Here is an 18771-nt window from a genome sequence, read left to right as displayed (position 1 = left end):
CGCCCCTAGATCAGCTCGCGACGCTTGGCGTCGAGATAGCGGCCGACCAGGGCCGGGCCAAGGTCGTCGGGTCGGGCGTCGACGATTTCCGCCCCCAGGCGCTGCAGGCGCGCGACCACGCCCTGCCGCTGCTTGAGCAGGGCGCCGGCGATCACCGCGCGGGAGACGTCGTCGGGCTCTTTCGGCTCGGCATGCGCCAGCGTCTCCAGCTCCTCGTCGCGGAACACCACGAACAGCACGAGGTGGGTGCGCATCAACCGCCCGACGTTCTCGATCATCAGCTCGGCGCTGGTGGGGTCGGCGAAGTCGGTGAACACCACCACCAGCGCGCGGCGGTCCAGCCGCCCGGCCAGGGTGGTGAGGCCGAGGGTGAAGTTGGTCTCCTCCGTGGAATAGTCGAGGCCCGCCGCCAGCCGCTGCAGCAACGGGAAGGCCTGGGCGCCGGCCACCGCGCCGCTCGACACCCGTGGCTTGGAATCGAAGGCGAACAGGCCGACGCGGTCGCCCAGCTTCAGGCTGACGAAGGCCAGCAGCAGGGCGGCGTTGATCGCCTGGTCGACCCGCGCGCCGCCGGCCGCCGGGGCGCACATCAGCCGGCCGGTGTCGACCGCCAGGATGACGTGGTGGTTGCGCTCGGTGCGGAACTCGCGGGCCACCAGCTTGGCGTGGCGCGCGCTCTGCTTCCAGTCGATGACCCGCAGGTCCATGCCGGTCTGGAATTCCCGCAGCGCGTGGAAGTCACCGCCCTCCCCGGTCTCCATCTGCGCCTTCAGCCCGAACTGGGCGTCGCGGGCGAACAGCGCCAGCGCCTGTTCCTTCACCCGTTCGATATCCGGGGTGATGGCGATCGGCGGCCCGCCCGGCGTCGTGCGTTGCACCCAGACCAGGCCCAGCGGGCCGCGCCAGCGCGCCCACAGGCCCTCGATGCGTCCCTCGCCGCGCCGCTGCGGCGTGAGCGTCAGCGCCGCCCGCCCCTGCCCCCCGGACAGCCGCAGCCGCTGGCGGCCGGGGCTCGCGGTCAGCCGCGCGTTGGCGCCCACGGCCAGCTCGATCTCCGGTGGCCCGTGGCCGGCGAAGGTCGCCTCCGCCGCCGCCTCATGGCTGCGGCCGAGCCCCAGCGCGCCCGGGGCGACCAATCGCAGGTCCAGCCGCGAAGGCGAGGCCGCCAGCACTGCGTCCGCGACCATCAGCCCCGCCGTCATCAGCACCCAGGCGCCGGCGACACCCCAGAGCTGCGGCGCGGCCAGCGCCACCGCCAGCGCCACCGGAGCGCCGGCGGCGGCGAGCGCGATCGCCCTGCGGGTGGGATAGAGCCTCACCGGATCAGCGCGGAGCCGCGGCCCGCTCGACGAGGCCCTGGATCACCTCGTCGGCGCGGCGGCCCTCGATCTCGGCGGCCGGCGACAGGATCACCCGGTGGCGCAGCACCGGCAGTGCCAGCGCCTTCACGTCGTCGGGGATGGCGTAGTCGCGGCCGTCCAGGGCGGCGCGGGCCCGGGCGGCGAGCGCCAGCTGGGCGGCGCTGCGCGGCGAGGCGCCGTTCTGCAGGTCGGCGGTTTCCCGCGTCGAGCGGACCAGGTCGAGCACGTAGCCGACGATCTCGTCGCTCAGGCGCACCGCGGCCACCGCGGCGTTGGCCTTCGCCAGCGTGGCGGCGTCGAGCACCCGCTCGACCCCCATGTCGGCCGGCGTGGTCTGGCCGCTGTGCATGCCGTAGGTGGCGACGATCCGCCGCTCCTCCTCGCGGCTCGGATACTGCAGGGTCTGCTTGAACAGGAAGCGGTCGAGCTGCGCCTCCGGCAGCGGATAGGTGCCCTGCTGCTCCAGCGGGTTCTGGGTGGCCACCACCATGAACCGGTCGCTCAGCCGCCGCGGCTTGCCGTCGATGGTGACCTGCCGCTCCTGCATCGCCTCCAAGAGGGCGGCCTGGGTCTTCGGCGGCGTGCGGTTGATCTCGTCGGCCAGCAGCAGCTCGCAGAACACCGGCCCCTCGCTGAGGGTGAAGGTGCTGGTCTGGAAGTTGAACAGGTTGGCCCCGATGATGTCGGCCGGCATCAGGTCGGGCGTGAACTGGATGCGCCCGAAATCCAGGTCGAGCGTGCGGGCGAAGCACTGCGCCAGGAAGGTCTTCGCCGAGCCCGGCGGCCCTTCCAACAACACGTGGCCGCGGGCGAACAGGGCGGTTAGCAACAGGTCGACGGTGTCCGCCTGCCCGATGATCGCCTTGCCGATCTCCGCCCGCACGCGCTCGGCCAGGGCCTTCACCTCATCGACGTTCACGCGTGATCTCCAGTCGCCATTGATAGAGTTTCCGGCCGACCGCCAGCAGGTCGGCGCGGCTCTTGGCCCGTTCGGCCTCGGCGGTCAGCTCCGCAGGCGCCGCCGCCCCGCGCAGGCGGGCCAGATCCGCCAGCCAGCGCTCGTTGTCCTCGCCCGCGGCGGTCCGCTGACCGCCGCCCGCGGCCTCGCCAATCAGCGCCTTGGTCATGGCGACGTAGGCCGGGGCCAGCTCGTGCTCCTTGCGCGCCATCCGCACCAGTCCGGCCGAATTGTCCACCAGCGCCCGCTTGCCGAGCGCGAAGGCCCGGCCCCGCGTCTGCGCCGGCCCGAAGCGGGCGAGCCCGTGCAGGCCCATCAGCAGGCCCGCCGCCACGGCGCACAGCGTGGCCGCCAGCCACGGCGGCTCCAGCATCAGCCGGCCGATGCCGCGTCCGCGCTTGAAGCCGTTGAGGGTGACGTCGAACACCACCCCGTCCTCGCCGCGCAGGGCGTCGAGGATGGCGAGGCCGGCGCGGGCGTTGTCGAGCTTCGCCAGTCCCTGCGTGTTCAGGAGATCGGGGTCGGCCAGCACCAGCACGCCGGGGTGATTCTTGGACCGGGCGAGCACCATTCGGCCCTGCTCGTCGACCAGCGACGGCTGCCAGCCATCGCCGGACAGGGTCTGCAGCGCATCGACGCCGGCCAGCGGCAGATAGGTCCCCGGCTCGAACGGACCGCCGGCGCCGCGCAGCGCCGGACGCGAGCCCCCCACGCGATGGGCCACCTCGGTCTTCGGCGCATAGGCGGCCAGCAGTTCGGTGGCGTCCCGGCTGGTCTCCACGGTCCCCAGCTTGGTGACGAAGCCCGGGTGGATCGGCTCGGGCTCCGTCGCCCATTTCGGCAGCACGATCAGCACCCGCTCCGCGCCGCGGAAATCCCGCAGATCCGCCGCGCGGGTGTTCATGCCGGGCGTGAGCACCAACAGGCCGGCGACGCCGCGGCCGCCGACCGGCGCCGACCGGCTCACCACCACCGGCGCGCCCTCCGCCTTCAGCATCACCGCCGCGCCCCGGAAGCCCACCGCCGAGGACGACAGCGCGTGGGCGCCGCCATCCATTCCCCCGCGCAGCTCCGGCGCATAGGCTGACAGCACCGCCAGCCCCGAGAACGAGACCAGGCCGACGATCACCAGCGCCAGGATGGTTCGCGGCGAGAAGGCCGGCGCGGCGTCGCCCGCGGTCGGCTGCGCGGCGCTCATGCCCAGCCCTCGGAGAAGGCGAAGGCCTCGTACTCGCGCCGGCATAGCGCGAAGTCGTCCGGCCCCACCGGCCGGCCCCCGAAGAAGCTGCGCTCGACGGCCTCGGCGATGCGGCCGAAGGCGCCGCGCGCCGCGCCGGGCATGGAGTCGAGCCGGGCGATGTCGCGGCTGGTCAGCGCCGGGCGCACCAGGCCGGGCCGCCGGCCGGTGATGTCGTCGATGCTGCGGAACAGCAGCAGGTGGATCGCCTCGTCGAAGCGGCCGTCGGCGGCCAGCCGGTCGGCGTCCTCCAGCAGGGCGCGCGCCTTGCCGGGCTCCGGGCGCCAATCCGCCGGCGGCGCGGCCGCCTTGCGGCGGGCGAAGCGGCTCGCCAGCAGCTCGCGGGCGAACAGCCAGACGATCAGCGCCAGGCCCACCGCCAGCCCGCCCCAGAAGACGTATTTGAACAGCGGCGCGAACTCCGCCAACCCGCGCAGCAAGGCGGTCAGCCAGTCCGGAGGATCCGGCCGCTTGATGGTGTGGAAGTCGAATTGCAGGCCGCGGGTCTGCAGCAACGCCCTGTGCGCCAGGGCGAGCTTCTGCTCGGCCACATTGCCCGCGCCCGACGCCACGCTTCCCGAAGCCACTGCCGTCCCCCGCGCCTGGCGGACACGCAACCAGGCCGGGAAAGCCTAGCAGCCTCCCCGGGACCTGCGAAGCGGACTTGCGACCGGCCTCAGCCGGCCGGCAGCATGGCCACCACCGAGTTGTTCTTGGCGACGAACTTCACGCCCTTGAGCCGCGCCTTCGGATAGTTGGACCAGGCGCCCTTCACATCGATGGGCGTCGCCGCGGGCGCGCCCGCAGTCGCGGGCCGGTCGGCGACCACGTCCACCTCGTAGACCCCGTCGCGCGGCGGCGCCGCGTTGATGCGGGGCAGGAAGCCGGAGTGGGTGTAGCCCGGCATGGCCGCGGAGCCGGTGGCCGCGAGCTTGAGGCCGCCGGTGGGATCGACCTGGACCGACGCGGAGTCGACCTTCAGGATCTGTTCCTGCCCGGCGTACATCTGGGCCGAGCGGGCTGTGGACTTGGGCGCCACCGGCGCCGCTTCGGTGGCCGCGCTTTTGGACTGTTCGCAGGCGGTAAGGCCGAAGCAGGCGACAAGCCCGGCGGCCAGAAGCAGGGTACGCATGGATATCCTCCCCGATATCGCTTTTATCGAGAGAGGTTGCGCCGACCCGCGGTGACCTGCAAGCACGCAGAACTACGTTCGGACGTCGCTGTTACCTGCCGAAAGGCTATCCCACTGCGGCCGAAGACTTAGGCGGCGCCGCTCTTCAGCAGCGCGTCGAAGTAGGCCACTGTCTTCTTCAGGCCGGCCTCGAGCTGGATGGTGGGCTCCCAGTCCAGCACGGCCTTGGCCTTGGCGATGTCGGGCTGGCGCTGTTGCGGATCGTCCTGCGGCAGCGGCCGGTACTCGATCTGCGACTTCGAGCCGGTCAGTTCCACGACCTTCTCGGCCAGGGCCCGGATCGTGAACTCGCCGGGGTTGCCGAGGTTGATCGGGCCGGTGACCTCGTCGCCGGTCGCCATGAAGCGGATGAAGCCCTCCACCAGGTCGTCGACGTAGCAGAAGGAGCGCGTCTGCATCCCTTCGCCGTAGAGGGTGATCGGCTCGCCCTTCAGCGCCTGCACCACGAAGTTCGACACCACGCGCCCGTCGTTCGGGTGCATGCGCGGGCCGTAGGTGTTGAAGATCCGCGCCACCTTGATCCGCAGATTGTGCTGGCGGCGGTAGTCGAAGAACAGCGTCTCGGCGCAGCGCTTGCCCTCGTCGTAGCAGGAGCGGAAGCCGATCGGATTGACGTTGCCCCAGTACTCCTCCGGCTGCGGATGGACGGTGGGGTCGCCGTAGACCTCGCTGGTGGAGGCCTGGAAGATCTTCGCGCGGCGGCGCTTGGCCAGGCCCAGCATGTTGATCGCGCCGTGCACCGAGGTCTTGGTCGTCTGCACCGGGTCGTACTGGTAGTGGATCGGCGAGGCCGGGCAGGCCAGGTTGTAGATCTCGTCGACCTCCACGAAGAGCGGGAAGGTCACGTCGTGACGCATCAGCTCGAAGTTCGGGTTCTCCAGCAGGTGCGCCACGTTGCGCCGGGCGCCGGTGTAGAAGTTGTCGACGCACAGCACCTCGTGGCCCTGGTCCAGCAGGCGTTCGCACAGGTGCGAGCCGATGAACCCGGCGCCGCCGGTGATCAGTATCCGCTTCATGTCCCTGAACCCTTGTCCGTCGCCTAGGCTTCCTGGGCGACGGCGCCGTTCTTTCTCAGGACGGAGATGAAGTAGCCGTTGTGCCAGTCGCTCTGCTTGCCGCCGATCGCCGGGTGGGAATTGTCCTGCGTCGTGCGCACTTCGATCTTCATCTGGACCTCGAGGCCGAGGTCGCGGATGGCGTCCATGGTCCCGGCCCGCACCGCGTCCCAGTTCCAGTCGTCGACGATGAAGACGAACTCTTCCGTCAGCCCGTTCCAGGCGCGGATCAGGCCGTCGTACTGGTCCTCATAGGCGTGCGGGCCGTCGAACAGGTAGACGTTGAACTTGCCCAGCGCGCCGAAGTCGACCTTGCGGAAGTCCTCGAAGATCACGCTGGTGCGCGCCGCGACCGAGGTGCAGTTGGCCAGGTTGACGAAGAAGTGGTTCACCGGGCCGCCGAACTGCGACCAGTTGTCGATCGCCACCGCCCGCAGGGTGTTGCCGAAGATCGCCGAGCAGAAGGTCGAGCCGGCCCAGGAGCCCACTTCCAGGTAGCGCGGATTGCTGACCGTCCCCATCAGGTTGTTGAGGAAATAGCGGAACTTCTTCCCCGACATGCCCTCGATGTTGAGGACGTATTCGTTGAGCTTGCCCTGATCGTTGGTCGCCGCTTCGAAGCAGCTGCGCACGGCGTCGGACAGCGACAGGCCGCTGTGCACCTCGATCACGGGATCCGGGATGACCGGGACCGGGGCGCTTTCCACCGCGGCTTTGTTGGTCGCTTGCTTCATGCCCAGGCTCCGGTCCGGCGCGCCCTTGGTCGAATCTGTCGGCGCGGCTGATGCGCCACGATCACGCGATTCGCGGTCGGAGCGTGAGCGTCCGCCGCGGGCGCGACGTCAGGCCGCTGCGCGCTTGCGGCGCGGCGCAGCCTCGGCGGCCTGGCCGGGACGGGCCTCCGCCGCGGCGATGTCCGCCGCGGTCCACAGCCGCTGGTCGGCCTGCAACGGCCGCAGGCGGTGGCGTTCGGCGAGCCTGGCCCGGAACGCCTCGTGGTAGTCCGCCTTGACCGTCAGGTCCTCGACCTCGTGCTCATGCTGCACGCCGATCTTGTAGTAGGCTTCCAGGTTGCTGAGGTCCGGCTGCGGCAGCTCGCCCCGCGCCTGCTCGGCGCACATCTGGAAATACAGATCCTCGAGCCCGGCCGTCAGCCGGTCCATGTCGAACAGGACGCAGGTGTCGCGGTTGCGCTCCAGCCTCGCCTTCAGGTCGGCGATGGCGGCGGGATCGGCGGCGAGCGCCACGGCCCGCTCCACGTACGCCGCCGGGCTGTCGCAGATCAGGTCGGGCAGGCCCGCGGCGCGCACCAGGCTGGCGCAGACCCGCGAGGCGAAGCAGCGGCCGGCGAAGGTCAGCACCGGCACGCCCATGAACAGCGCGTCCGAGGCGGTGGTGTGGGCGCCGTAGGGGCTGGTGTCGAGGAACAGGTCGGCCAGCGGATAGCGCGCCAGGTGCTGCGGATTGTGCTGCTTCGGCGCGAAGATCAGACGGTCCGCCCCGATCCCGTACTCGTCGGCCAGCACCCGCAGGCGGGCCATGGTTTCGGGCGTGCTCTCCAGCAGCCAGAGCACGCTGCCGGGCGTGCGCTGCATGATCTGCGCCCAGCGCTCGAAGGTGAAGCGGGTGATCTTGTGGGCGGCGTTGAAGCAGCAGAACACGAAGGCGTCGTCCGGCAGGCCGGCCTCGGCCCGCGCCGGCCGCTCCGGCGCGACGATCCGCTTGCGGTCGTTGGACTGGTAGCAGGGTAGCCGCAGCACCTTCTCGGAGTAGTAGATCTCCGACTCCGGCGGGATCACCCACTCATCGGCGACGATGTAGTGGTGATAGGGCGTGCCCATCGTGCCCGGATAGCCCAGCCAGTTGACGATGATCGGCGCCGGCCGCCGCGCGAAGACGGCGCTGCGGGCGTCACGGGTGTGGCCGTTGACGTCCACCAGGACGTCGATGCCGTCCTCGGCGATCTGCCGCGCCGCAGCGTCGTCGGTCATGCCGCGGATGTCGGTCCAGTGTTCGACGGCCGCCATGATCCGGGCGTTCAGGCCGCCGCTGGCGGGCACCCCGCAGTAGTAGGCGAACACCTCCACCTTGGCCCTGTCATGCAGCTCCAGCATCTCGGCCATCAGGTAGCCGACCGCGTGGTCGCGCAGGTCCGAGGAGACGTATCCCACCCGCAGGCGCCGGCCCGTCAGGTCGATCCGCTCGTCGCGGCGGTCCACCGCCAGCAGCTCCGGCTTCTCGTCTACCAGCTGCTCGGCGTAGCGCGCCGCCGCCCCCAGCTGCAGCAGCGGGTCGTCGGAATAGGCGTTCAGCGACAAGGGGTGGATGCCGCCGACCAGCACTTCCCGGGCGACGTTGGCGAACGGCGCCGCGGCCGGCCATTTGCACTGGCTCATCCGCAGCGACATGTACTGCTCGGTGACGTCGCGCTGGCTCGGATTGAGCGTCAGCGCCTCGTGCAACACCGTCTCGCCGAGCTCCAGCTTCTGGTGGTCGGCCAGCACGCGGGCGATCTGCTTGAGGGCCGTGATCTTGAACTCCACCGCCGAGCCGGTGACGGCCGACAGGCGGTTGAGCATCGCCTTCCACTGTTCCAGGCCCTGGTCGACCGCGCCGCCGCGCTCCAGCACGCCGCCCAGGTTGATGTAGGCGGGCAGGAAGTCGGGGCTGGCCTTGATCGCCTCGTTCAGGGTCAGGGCGGCGGCCGCCAGGTTGCCGGCGTCGCTCTGCAGGACGGCGCAGTTGAAGTGGGCGACGTGGACCTGGGGATGCTCGGCGTTGAACTTCGCCCACACCCGGTAGAGCTCCTGCGCCTGCGGCGACTGCCCGCTGCGCGACAGCGCGCTCGCCGCCTCGATCAACTCGCCAAGCTGCAGGCCGCCGGAGGTGATCGTGTTCAGGGTGACGAGGAAGGCGTTGTCGGACATCGGGCTCTCGAGCGCCATGTCGCGGGGCCTGGCTGCGGGAGTGCGAAGCGCAGGTCGCCGCGACGATTCGGGTCAGGAAATCATGGCATGGCGCCCAGGGGCGACCAATCGGATAGCAGCGCTCCGGGCCGCCAGCGCCATCACGCCGCACCGGCCAAAAGGCGGCGACGGTCGCGGAGGCCGCGACCGTCGCCTGCCGTTGACTAGCTCGCCGCCAGGTAGGCGTCGATCTGCGGGCCGTCCATGCTCTGGACCTGCACCTGCGTGAAGCCGGCGAGCTGGGTCGTCGACATCGCGCTGATGTTGGTGGTCGTGAGCTGGTCGATCTGCGTGGTGGTGATCGCGCCGATCTGGGTGGAGAGCAGGCCGCCCAGCTGGGTCGTGGAGAGCGCGCCGATCACCGTGGTGGAGAGCGCGGCGACCTGCGAGGTAGCCAGCGATCCGACCTGGGTCGTGGTCAGTTCCTCGAAGTTGGTGGTGTCGAGGCTGCCGATCTGCGTCGTCGTCAGGCCGCGCAGCTGGGTGGTGTTCAGCGTGTTCACCTGGGTGGTGTCCATCGCCGCCAGGTTGGTCGTGTTCAGGGCCGCCAGCTGGCCGACCGTGAGCGCGCCGATCTGCGTCGTGGTCAGTTCGCCCATGTCCGTCGTCGAGAGCCCGGCGACCTGCGTCGTGGTCAGGGCCTTGATCTGGGTGGTGTTCAGCGCCTGGGTCTGGCTGGTGTCCAGGGCCGAAAGGTTGGCCGCGCCCATGCCCGCCACCTGGGTCGCGCTGAGGGCGGCGATCTGGGTGGTGTTGAACTCGCCGACGTCGGTCGTGGTCAGGCCGGCCATCTGGGTGGTCGTGAGACCCGCCAGCTGGGTCGTCCCGAGCGCCTGGATCCCGGTGGAGTCCATCGACGACAGGTTGGTCGTCGAGAGCGAGCCGAGCTGGGTCGAGGTCAGGGCGCTGAGCTGGGTCGTGGTCAGCTTGGCGAAGTCGGTGGTGGTCAGCGCTCTCAGCTGGGTCGTGCTCAGGCCGTGCACCTGGGTCGAGTTCAGGGTCTGGATCTGGGTGGTGTCCCAGGCCGAGATGCTGGCGCTCGAGAGGCCGCCCACCTGCGTGGAGCTCAGGCCGGTCACCTGGGTGGTGTCGATCTGGGCGACGTTGGTGGTCGAGAGCGCGCCGAGCTGCAGCGCGGTCAGGGCGCCGAGCTGGGTGGAGGTGAACTCGGTGACGTCGGTGGTCGAGAGCGCGCCGAGCTGGGTGGTGGTCACCCCCTTCACCTGGGTGGTGCTGAGGCCCAGCACCTGGGTCGAGTCCAGGGCCGAGAAGTTGGTCGTGCCGAGGCTGCCCACCTGGGTCGCGGTGAGCGCGCTCACCTGCGTGGTGTTGAGCTCACCGATGTCCGTGGTCGAGAGCGCCAGCAACTGGGCGGCGGTGATCGCCTGCAGCTGCGTGGAGGTCAGGGCCTGGGCCTGGGTGGTGTCCAGCTGCGAGAGGTTGGTCGAGCCGAGCGCCGCCACCTGGGTCGGGGCGAGCGCGCCGATCTGGGTGGTGGAGAACTCGTTCACCGCCGTGGTCGACAGGCCCGCCAGTTGCGTCGTCGTCAGGCCCTTCACCTGGGTGGTGTTCAGGGTCTGCAGCTGGGTGGTGTCGAAGGTCGACAGCGCGGTGGCGCTGAGCGCCCCCACCTGAGCCGCCGTCAGCGCCCCGATCTGGGTGGCCGCCAGGTCCCCGGCGTCGGTCGTCGTCAGGCCGCGGATCTGGGTCGCGGTCAGCGACTGGATCTGCGTCGTGGTCAGCGCCTGCGACTGGGTGGTGTCGAGGGCGGAGACGTTGGTCGAGTCCAGCGCGGCCAGCTGCGTCGCCGCCAGGCCCGCGATCTGGGTGGCCAGGAACTCGCCCACGTCGGTGGTGGACAGGCCCGCCATCTCGGTCGTCGTCAGGCCCTTAAGCTGCGTCGTCGTCAGGCCCTGGACCGTGGTGGAGTCGATCGAGGCGAAGTTGGTCGCCGACAGAGCGCCCAGCTGGGTGGAGCTGAAGCCGCCGACCTGGGTGGTCGTGAAATCACCGAAGTCCGTCGTCGACAGGCTCTTCAGCTGGGTCGCGGTCAGGCCGGAGACCTGGGTCGCGTCCAGACCGCCGACCTGCGTCGCGGCCAGGGCCCCGAGCGTGGTGGTGGTGAGCGTGCCCACCTGGGTCGAGTTCAGGCCGGCGAGCTGGGTGGTGTCCAGCGCCGTCAGGTTGGTCGAGGACAGGGCGAGCAGTTGGGTGGTGGAGAGCGCCGCCACCTGGGTCGAGGTGAACTCCGCCATGTCGGTGGTGTTCAGGCCCTGCAGCTGGGTCGCCGTGATGCCCTTGAGCTGGGTGGTGTTCAGCCCCTGGATCTGGGTCGCGTCCATCGTCGACAGGTTGGTGGCGCTGAGCGCTCCAAGCTGGGTCGAGGAGAAGGAGTCGAGCTGCGTGGTCGTCAGCTTGCCGAAGTCCGTCGTCGAGATCCCGCGCAGCAGCGTCGCCGTCAGCCCGGCCACCTGGGTGGTGGAGAGCGAGCCGAGCTGCGTGGTGTCGAAGGACGCCAGGTTGGCCGACGACAGGCCGCCCACCTGGGTGGACGTGAGGCCGGTCAGCTGGGTGGTGCTGAGCTCACCCAGGTTGGTGGACGACATGGCGTTCAGCTGGGCGGCGGTCAGGGCCCCGAGCTGGGTCGAGGCGAACTCGTCCATGTCGGTGGTGTTCAGCCCCTGCAGCTGGGCGATCGTCAGCCCCTTCACCTGGGTGGTGTTCAGGGCCTGGAACTGGCTGGTGTCGAGGGCAGAGAGGTTGGTGGCCCCCAGCGCCGCGACCTGGGTCGCGGTCAGCGCGCCGACCTGTGTGGTGGTCAGTTCGCCGATGTCGGTGGTGGCGAGGCCGCCGAGCTGAGCGGTGGTGAGCGCCTTCACCTGGGTGGTGGTCAGCGCCTGGGTCTGGGTGGTGTCGAGCGCCGAGAGGTTCGTCGTGCTCAGCGCCGCGACCTGGGTCGCGGCCAGCGCGCCGACCTGGGTGGTGCTGAATTCGCCGATATCGGTGGTGCTCAGGCCCTGGAGCTGGGTGGTGGTCAGGCCCTGCACCTGGGTGGTCTTGAGGGTCTGGAACTGCGTCGTGTCGAAGGCCGACAGCGTGGTCGCCGTCAGGGCGCCGACCTGCGTGGCCGTCAGGGCGCCGACCTGCGTCGTGGTCAGCTCACCGGCGTCGGTGGTGGTCAGGCCCCTCAGCTGGGTCGCGGTCAGCGCCTGGACCTGGGTCGTGGTCAGCGCCTGGGTCTGGGTGCTGTCCAGGGCCGAGAGATTGGTCGAGGTCAGCGCCGTCAGCTGGGTCGCCGCCAGCGCCGCGATCTGGGTCGAGGAGAAGTCGCCCACGTCGGTGGTGGTCAGACCCGCCATCTGGGTCGTCGTCAGACCCTTCAGCTGGGTCGTCGACAGCGCCTGGACGGTGGTGGAGTCCAGCGAGTTCAGGTTGGTGGTCGACAGCGCGCCCAGTTGCGTCGAGCCGAGGCCGTCGATCTGGGTGGTCGTGAAGTCGCCGAAGTCGGTGGTCGACAGGCTCTTCAGCTGGGTCACGGTCAGGCCGCCGACCTGCGTCGAGTTCAGCCCCTGGATCTGGGTGGAGTCGAAGGCGCCCAGGGTGGTGGTGGACAGCGTCCCGAGCTGGGTCGACGACAGGCCGGCCAGCTGGGTGGTGTCGAGCGACGTCAGGTTGGTCGACGTCAGGGCCGACAGCTGGGTCGAAGCCAGCGCCCCGACCTGGGTCGTCAGCAGCTCACCCATGTCGGTGGTGGAGAGACCCCCCATCTGGGTGGTGGTCAGCGCCTTCACCTGGGTGGTGGTCAACGCCTGGGTCTGGGTGCTGTCCAGCGCCGAGAGGTTCGTCGTGCTCAGCGCCGCCAGCTGGGTCGCGGCCAGCGCGCCGACCTGGGTCGTGCTGAATTCGCCGATGTCGGTGGTGCTCAGACCCTGGAGCTGGGTCGTCGTCAGGCCCTGCACCTGGGTGGTCTTGAGGGTCTGGAACTGGGTCGTGTCGAGGGCCGACAGCGTGGTCGCGGTCAGGGCGCCGACCTGGACCGGCGTCAGGGCGCCGATCTGCGTCGTCGTCAGCTCACCGGCGTCGGTTGTGGTCAGGCCCCTCAGCTGGGTCGCCGTCAGCGCCTGCACCTGGGTCGTGGTCAGCGCCTGAGTCTGGGTGCTGTCCAGCGCCGAGAGGTTGGTCGAGGTGAGCGCCGTCAGCTGGGTCGCCGCCAGCGCCGCGATCTGGGTCGAGGAGAAGTCGCCCACGTCGGTGGTGGTCAGCCCCGCCATTTCGGTGGTCGTCAGACCCTTCAGCTGGGTCGTCGTCAGCGCCTGGACGGTCGTCGAGTCCAGCGAGTTGAAGTTGGTGCTGGAGAGCGAGCCGAGCTGGGTCGAGGTGAACCCGCCGACCTGCGTCGTCGTGAAGTCGCCGAAGTCGGTGGTCGACAGGCTCTTCAGCTGCGCCGCCGTCAGGCCGCCGACCTGCGTCGTGTCCAGCCCCTGGATCTGGGTCGAGCTGAGCGCGCCCAGGGTGGTGGTGGAGAGCGTCCCCACCTGGGTCGAGTTCAGGCCCGCGAGCTGGGTGGTGTCGAGCGACGTCAGGTTGGTCGACGACAGCGCCGACAGCTGGGTCGAAGCCAGCGCCCCGACCTGGGTCGTCAGCAACTCACCCATGTCGGTGGTGGAGAGGCCGCCCAGCTGGGTGGTGGTGAGCGCCTTCACCTGGGTGGTGGTCAGCGCCTGGGTCTGGGTGGTGTCGAGCGCCGAGAGGTTGGTCGTGCTCAGCGCCGCCAGCTGGGTCGCGGCCAGCGCGCCGATCTGGGTGGTGCTGAATTCGCCGATATCGGTGGTGCTCAGGCCCTGGAGCTGGGTCGCCGTCAGCCCCTTCACCTGGGTGCTGTTCAGGGTCTGGAACTGGGTGGTGTCGAAGGCCGACAGGGTGGTCGCCGTCAGGGCGCCCACCTGCGTGGCCGTCAGGGCGCCGACCTGCGTCGTGGTCAGCTCACCGGCGTCGGTGGTGGTCAGGCCCCTCAGCTGGGTCGCCGTCAGCGCCTGGACCTGGGTCGTGGTCAGCGCCTGGGTCTGGGTGCTGTCGAGCGCCGAGAGGTTGGTCGAGGTCAGCGCCGTCAGCTGGGTCGCCGCCAGCGCGGCGATCTGCGTCGAGGAGAAGTCGCCCACGTCGGTGGTGGTCAGACCCGCCATCTGGGTCGTCGTCAGACCCTTCAGCTGGGTCGTCGTCAGCGCCTGGACGGTGGTGGAGTCCAGCGAGTTCAGGTTGGTGGTCGACAGCGCGCCCAGCTGCGTCGAGCCGAGGCCGTCGATCTGCGTCGTGGTGAAGTCGCCGAAGTCGGTGGTCGACAGGCTCTTAAGCTGCGTCGCCGTCAGGCCGGAGACCTGCGTCGAGTTCAGCGCCTGGATCTGCGTCGACGTCATGCCCGACAGGGTGGTGGTCGACAGCGCGCCCACCTGGGTCGAGGTCAGGCCGGAGGTCTGGGTGGTGTCCAGAGCCGCCAGGTTGGTGCTGCTCAGCGCGGCGGCCTGCACCGACGAAAGCGCAGCCACCTGGGTCGAGGAGAACTCGGCCGCGTTGGTGCTGGAAAGGCCCGCCAGCTGGGTCGTGGTCAGGCTCTTGATCTGGGTGGTGTCCAGCGCCTGGAACTGAGTGGTGTCGAGCGCCGAAAGATTGGTCGTGCTCACCGCCGCCACCTGGGTGGCCGCCAGGGCGTTGATCTGCGTCGACGTGAAGTCGGCGAAGTCGGTGGTGCTCAGACCCTGCAGCTGGGTCGTGGTCAGCCCCTTCACCTGGGTGGTGTTGAGGGTCTGGAACTGCGTCGTGTCGAGGGCCGACAGGGTGGTCGCCGCCAGGGCGCCCACCTGCGTGGCCGCCAGGGCGGCGATCTGGGTGGTGGTCAGGTCACCGGCGTCGGTGCTCGTCAGCCCCTTGAGCTGGGTCGCGCTCAGCGACTTCATCTGGCTGGTGTCGAGGGCTTGCGCCTGGGTGGTGTCCAACGCCGAGAGGTTGGTCGACGACAGGCCGGTGAGCTGCGTCGTCGTCAGTCCGGCGACCTGGGTCGAGGAGAAGTCGCCCACGTCGGTGGTGGTGAGGCCGGCCAGCTGGCTCGACGTCAGGCCCTTGATCTGGGTGGTGCTCAGCCCCTGGATCGTGGTCGAATCCAGCGAGTTGAAGTTGGTGGTCGACAGGGCGCCGAGCTGGGTGGAGGTGAATCCGCCCACCTGCGTCGTCGTGAAGTCGCTGAAGTCGGTGGTCGTCAGGCCCTTGAGCTGAACCGCGGTCAGGCCCGAGAGCTGCGTTGAGTCCAGACCGCCGGCCTGGGTCGAGGTCAGGCCGCCGAGGGTCGTGGCGGTCAGGGCGCCGACCTGGGTCGAGGTCAGGCCTGCGAGTTGGGTGGTGTCGAGCGCCGTCAGGTTGGTCGAGGTCAGCGCCGACAGCTGGGTCGGGGCGAAGGCCGACACCTGGGTCGAGCTCAGCTCAGCCACGTTGGTGCTGGAGAGGCCCGACAGCTGCGACGTGGTCAGGCTCTTGATCTGGGTGGTGTTCAGCGCCTGGAACTGGGTGGTGTCGAGCACCGCCAGGTTGGTGGTGGTCAGCGCCGCCACCTGGGTCGCGCCGAGCGCGGCCACCTGGGTGGTGGAAAGCTCGCCCGCCGCCGTGCTGGAGAGCCCGCTCAGCTGGGTGGCGGTCAGGCCCTTCACCTGGGTGGTGTTCAGGGTCTGCAGCTGGGTGGTGTCGAAGGTCGACAGCGCCGAGGCGCTGAGCGCGCCCACCTGGGCCGCCGTCAGGGCGCCGATCTGGGTGGTCGTCAGGTCGCCGGCGTCGGTCGTGCTCAGGCCGCGGATCTGGGTCGCCGTCAGCGACTGGATCTGGCTGGTCGTCAGGGCCTGGGCCTGGGTGGTGTCCAGGGCCGAGAGGTTGGTCGAGGTCAGCGCCGTCAGCTGGGTGGTGGCCAAGGCCGCGATCTGCGTCGAGGAGAAGTCGCCCACGTCGGTGGTGGTCAGACCCGCCAGCTGGGTGGTGGTGAGCCCCTTCAGCTGCGTCGTGGTCAGGCCCTGGACGGTCGTGGAGTCCAGCGAGTTGAAGTTGGTGCTCGACAGGGCGCCGAGCTGGGTCGACGTGAAGCCGCCGACCTGGGTGGTCGTGAAGTCACTGAAGTCCGTCGTCGACAGGCTCTTCAGCTGCACCGAGGTCAGGCCGGAGATCTGGGTCGAATCCCAGATGTTCACCTGCGTCGCGCTCAGCCCGCCCAGCGTGGTCGCCGTCAGCGCCCCCACCTGCGTCGAGGAGAATCCGGTCAGCTGGGTGGTGTCCAGCGCCGTCAGGTTGGTGGACGACAGGGCGCCCAGTTGGCTCGTCGACAGGCTGGCGATCTGGGTCGAGGTGAACTCGCCCATGTCGGTGGTGTTCAGCGCCTGCAGCTGGCCGACCGTCAGCGCCTTCACCTGGGTGGCGTTCAGCGCGCCGATGTGGGTGGAGTCCAGCGAGGACAGCGTCGTGGTGGACAGGGCCGCGACCTGCGTCGCCGCCAGCGCCACCATGTGCGTCGTATCAAAGGCGGTCAGCTGGGTGCTGGTCAGGGCGCCGATGTTGGAGGCGTTGAACACCGCCAGCTGCCCGGTGTCGAAGATCACCGCGTTCTGGAAGTAAGGGATCTGGCTGGCCTTGAGGCCCTTGACGCTGGTCGGCGTGATCGCCGCGACCTGCGTCGTGTCCAGGACTGCAATGCCTGTGGTGCTGATCGCCCCGAGCTGCGTTGAGCTCAGCTGCGACATGTCCGTCGTGCTCAGGCCAGTGATGGCGGTCGTCGACAGGGCGCCAATTTGGGCGGCCGACAGCATCGAGATCGACATATAACCCCCCCGGGTCAGGTCTGGCGCGACGGAAAGACTTCGAGCCTAGAGAATCAGGACAACGACAACTCATGCGGGTTTCGCACGCGGGTACCTACGCGGACGTACCCTTTCAAATTGGTTACACTGAGTCGCGCCGGCCTGCCCTCCGCACGGAAAACCCGGAGTGCGGCGAAGAGAAACAGCCGATCGGTTGCTTCAATCCGCCGCATCTAGACCTCGCGGCCTGCCGGGAGCCCCGGCGAATCAGCTGCCCGTCGGACAGCTGGATTTCGCCTGTTCCTAACTGAACTAGGCGTCGCAGGCGCGAACGGCGTGGGCCACGTGGAAGGCGCCAGAGTGGGACAGCACGATCCAGTCGCCGCAGTGGGCGACCACCGGGCCTTCGGGCGTGCGGACCTGGACGGCGGCGGCCTCGGCCACCGACCGGGCGTCCTCGCCCAGCCAGACCCACAGCTTCTGCCAACTCTTCGCGTCGTGCGGCGGCGGCACCCGGAGGGCGGCGCCGTGGTCAAAGTGGGGAAATGTACGGATCACGCGTATGGGTTCCGATCGCTGGCGGTCGAACCCCGGAGTTCGGAGGTGCTTCGGTCACCAAGTGCTTAACTTGCGAACGATCGGCTTCGACGATCACCTTCGACGGGCCATCGCCCGCAGCTCGCGGATACGGCTTTCGTAGAGCGCGCCCACCGCGGCGCGGTTCGGCGCGGCCCGGTTCAGCGTCACCCGCCACCGAGCCTGGTCGCGGCCGAGCCGCCCGCGATTCGCACCCGACGCCAGCGCCGCCCGGTACGCGGCCTGCATCCGGCGGTCGGAAGCCTGGAGGCCCGGACTGGCGCAGACGGTCCGATCGGCGGGCGTCGAACGCAGCTGGCATCTGGCCCCCGGCGGCGCCCGGCCGCCGATCGCGGCGGGGCGGCGCACCGCTGCGGGGCGGGCGGCGTGGCGGGCCTTGGCCGTCGCGGTGCGGACCGCAGGGGCCGAGCGGACGGGCTTGCTCCTTGCCTCGGCGATCCCGCTGGCGTCGCGCATCAGCCGCTGGACGGCGGCGAGACGTGCGGCTGCGTCGGCGGCGGGCGGCAGGGAGGCCCGGGTCTCGGCGAGCCGCCGCGCCGAGCCATCGGCGAACCAGGCGCGGGTTTCCGCATCCGCCGCGCCCGAGGCGGTCACCGGCCCCGCGTACAGGTCGAAGGCCAGGCAGAAATCGAGCACCCGTGGATCGGCCCGCAGCGATTCGCTGCAGGTCCGCGAAAACCGCACGAGCCCCGCCGCGCCGCTTTCGGCGTAGACGTCCCGCACCTGGTCGTAGGCGCGGCCGACCTGGCCGGCGTCCGGCGCCCCGGCATAGGATCGCTGCGGGATCGGGCGGGACGGGCTCACGGCCGGCGGCGAGCCGGTCCGGACCAACTGCCGGTTGTCGTCGACCCCGAGCCACCAGGCCAGCGCCAGGGACGCCGCCGCGGCGGCGAGCGCGCCAAGCACCACCCCTGCACGGCGCCGGCCGGGCTCGTCGGCTCCGCCTGCAATACCCACGTGGGGTTGTGCCCGCTCCGCGGCGTCGGTTGAGAAGTGGCCCGGCATCTCCCTCCAACCCGTAAGGCGCAGCTCGGTTGCAGGGCCCGGAGGTCGATGTCGTTCTTTGCAAACAAGAAATAAAAGGCATTAATACAGCAGTCCGAAGACCAGTGTTCTGCGAGTCACGGTTCGAACGATCGTTGGAGGGGAGATCAGGATGGCTGAATCATCGACCAAGGCGCCCGACCCGATGGACATCGCGCTCGGGGCGGCCGTTCGGATACGCCGCCGCACGATCGGCATCTCGCAGGAAGCGCTGGCCGAGCAATGCGGCGTGAGCTTCCAGCAGATCCAGAAGTACGAGAACGGGACGAACCGCATCTCCTTCTCGCGCCTGGTGCAGATCGCGCGGGCGCTGAAGTGCCGGGTCGTGGATCTGATGGACGTGCTCGACGGCCCCGACCGCGAAACCACCAGCGACCTCGACCTGCTGTCGCGGATGCGCACGCCCGGCGCGCTCGAGCTGCTCACCGCCTACGAGCGGCTGGGCGGGGAAGCGCGGGCCTCGCTCCTGACCCTGCTGCGCACCGTGGCGCCGGAGGTGCAGGCGCCGGCCCCCAAGCCGCGGGAAGTCGCCTAG

Annotated in this window: 12 protein-coding genes; 1 reads left to right on the top strand and 11 read right to left on the bottom strand. The window is 70.0% G+C overall.

Going from position 1 to position 18771, the window contains the following annotated elements; genetic code table 11:
* Positions 1-5 precede the first annotated feature (5 nt).
* The 11 genes from DJ021_RS11435 to DJ021_RS11385 form a co-directional block, all read right to left on the bottom strand.
* Positions 6-1319 (bottom strand): DUF58 domain-containing protein, encoded by a 1314-nt coding sequence (locus tag DJ021_RS11435; protein ID WP_111457668.1) that lies wholly within the window; start codon positions 1317-1319, stop codon positions 6-8.
* 4 nt (positions 1320-1323) lie between these two features.
* Positions 1324-2280: an AAA family ATPase gene (locus DJ021_RS11430; RefSeq protein WP_165837195.1), complete on the bottom strand. Its 957-nt coding sequence runs from the start codon at positions 2278-2280 to the stop codon at positions 1324-1326.
* Positions 2267-3517: a DUF4350 domain-containing protein gene (locus tag DJ021_RS11425; RefSeq protein ID WP_111457666.1), complete on the bottom strand. Its 1251-nt coding sequence runs from the start codon at positions 3515-3517 to the stop codon at positions 2267-2269. The genes DJ021_RS11430 and DJ021_RS11425 overlap by 14 nt, the downstream gene beginning before the upstream one ends.
* On the bottom strand, positions 3514-4143 hold the full coding sequence (locus DJ021_RS11420) for a DUF4129 domain-containing protein (RefSeq protein ID WP_207801821.1): 630 nt from the start codon (positions 4141-4143) through the stop codon (positions 3514-3516). The genes DJ021_RS11425 and DJ021_RS11420 overlap by 4 nt, the downstream gene beginning before the upstream one ends.
* An 89-nt stretch (positions 4144-4232) precedes the next feature.
* Entirely contained in the window at positions 4233-4688 is a 456-nt protein-coding gene (locus DJ021_RS11415; protein WP_111457664.1) for a hypothetical protein, read from the bottom strand.
* A gap of 128 nt (positions 4689-4816) precedes the next feature.
* On the bottom strand, positions 4817-5764 hold the full coding sequence (locus DJ021_RS11410) for a UDP-glucuronic acid decarboxylase family protein (RefSeq protein WP_111457663.1): 948 nt from the start codon (positions 5762-5764) through the stop codon (positions 4817-4819).
* A gap of 23 nt (positions 5765-5787) precedes the next feature.
* Positions 5788-6537 carry a class I SAM-dependent methyltransferase gene (locus tag DJ021_RS11405; protein ID WP_111457662.1) on the bottom strand — a complete coding sequence of 250 codons (750 nt, stop codon included), beginning with the start codon at positions 6535-6537 and terminating at the stop codon, positions 5788-5790.
* Positions 6538-6645: 108 nt separating this feature from the next.
* Positions 6646-8730 carry an O-linked N-acetylglucosamine transferase, SPINDLY family protein gene (locus tag DJ021_RS11400; RefSeq protein ID WP_111457661.1) on the bottom strand — a complete coding sequence of 695 codons (2085 nt, stop codon included), beginning with the start codon at positions 8728-8730 and terminating at the stop codon, positions 6646-6648.
* Between the two features lie 203 nt (positions 8731-8933).
* The gene (locus tag DJ021_RS11395) at positions 8934-16616 is read right to left on the bottom strand and encodes a beta strand repeat-containing protein (RefSeq protein WP_111457660.1); all 7683 of its coding nucleotides are present in this window, start codon (positions 16614-16616) and stop codon (positions 8934-8936) included.
* Positions 16617-16907: 291 nt separating this feature from the next.
* On the bottom strand, positions 16908-17153 hold the full coding sequence (locus DJ021_RS11390; RefSeq protein ID WP_133254992.1) for a hypothetical protein: 246 nt from the start codon (positions 17151-17153) through the stop codon (positions 16908-16910).
* A gap of 93 nt (positions 17154-17246) precedes the next feature.
* The gene (locus DJ021_RS11385) at positions 17247-18149 is read right to left on the bottom strand and encodes a lysozyme inhibitor LprI family protein (protein ID WP_133254991.1); all 903 of its coding nucleotides are present in this window, start codon (positions 18147-18149) and stop codon (positions 17247-17249) included.
* 199 nt (positions 18150-18348) lie between these two features.
* Here DJ021_RS11385 and DJ021_RS11380 point away from each other — a divergent pair, with 199 nt between their 5' ends.
* Entirely contained in the window at positions 18349-18771 is a 423-nt protein-coding gene (locus tag DJ021_RS11380; RefSeq protein ID WP_111457657.1) for a helix-turn-helix domain-containing protein, read from the top strand.

Origin of the sequence: Phenylobacterium hankyongense (genome assembly GCF_003254505.1) — a bacterium.
GTDB classification, from domain to species: Bacteria; Pseudomonadota; Alphaproteobacteria; order Caulobacterales; family Caulobacteraceae; genus Phenylobacterium; species Phenylobacterium hankyongense.
This window is presented reverse-complemented; position numbering and strand designations above follow the sequence as displayed.

Excerpts from the sequence above, each read along its gene's own strand:
- DJ021_RS11405 (WP_111457662.1), bottom strand. The coding sequence starts at position 6,537 with ATGAAGCAAGCGACCAACAAAGCCGCGGTGGAAAGCGCCCCGGTCCCG.
- DJ021_RS11380 (WP_111457657.1), top strand. The coding sequence starts at position 18,349 with ATGGCTGAATCATCGACCAAGGCGCCCGACCCGATGGACATCGCGCTC.
- DJ021_RS11415 (WP_111457664.1), bottom strand. The coding sequence starts at position 4,688 with ATGCGTACCCTGCTTCTGGCCGCCGGGCTTGTCGCCTGCTTCGGCCTT.
- DJ021_RS11395 (WP_111457660.1), bottom strand. The coding sequence starts at position 16,616 with ATGTCGATCTCGATGCTGTCGGCCGCCCAAATTGGCGCCCTGTCGACG.
- DJ021_RS11410 (WP_111457663.1), bottom strand. The coding sequence starts at position 5,764 with ATGAAGCGGATACTGATCACCGGCGGCGCCGGGTTCATCGGCTCGCAC.
- DJ021_RS11425 (WP_111457666.1), bottom strand. The coding sequence starts at position 3,517 with ATGAGCGCCGCGCAGCCGACCGCGGGCGACGCCGCGCCGGCCTTCTCG.
- DJ021_RS11400 (WP_111457661.1), bottom strand. The coding sequence starts at position 8,730 with ATGTCCGACAACGCCTTCCTCGTCACCCTGAACACGATCACCTCCGGC.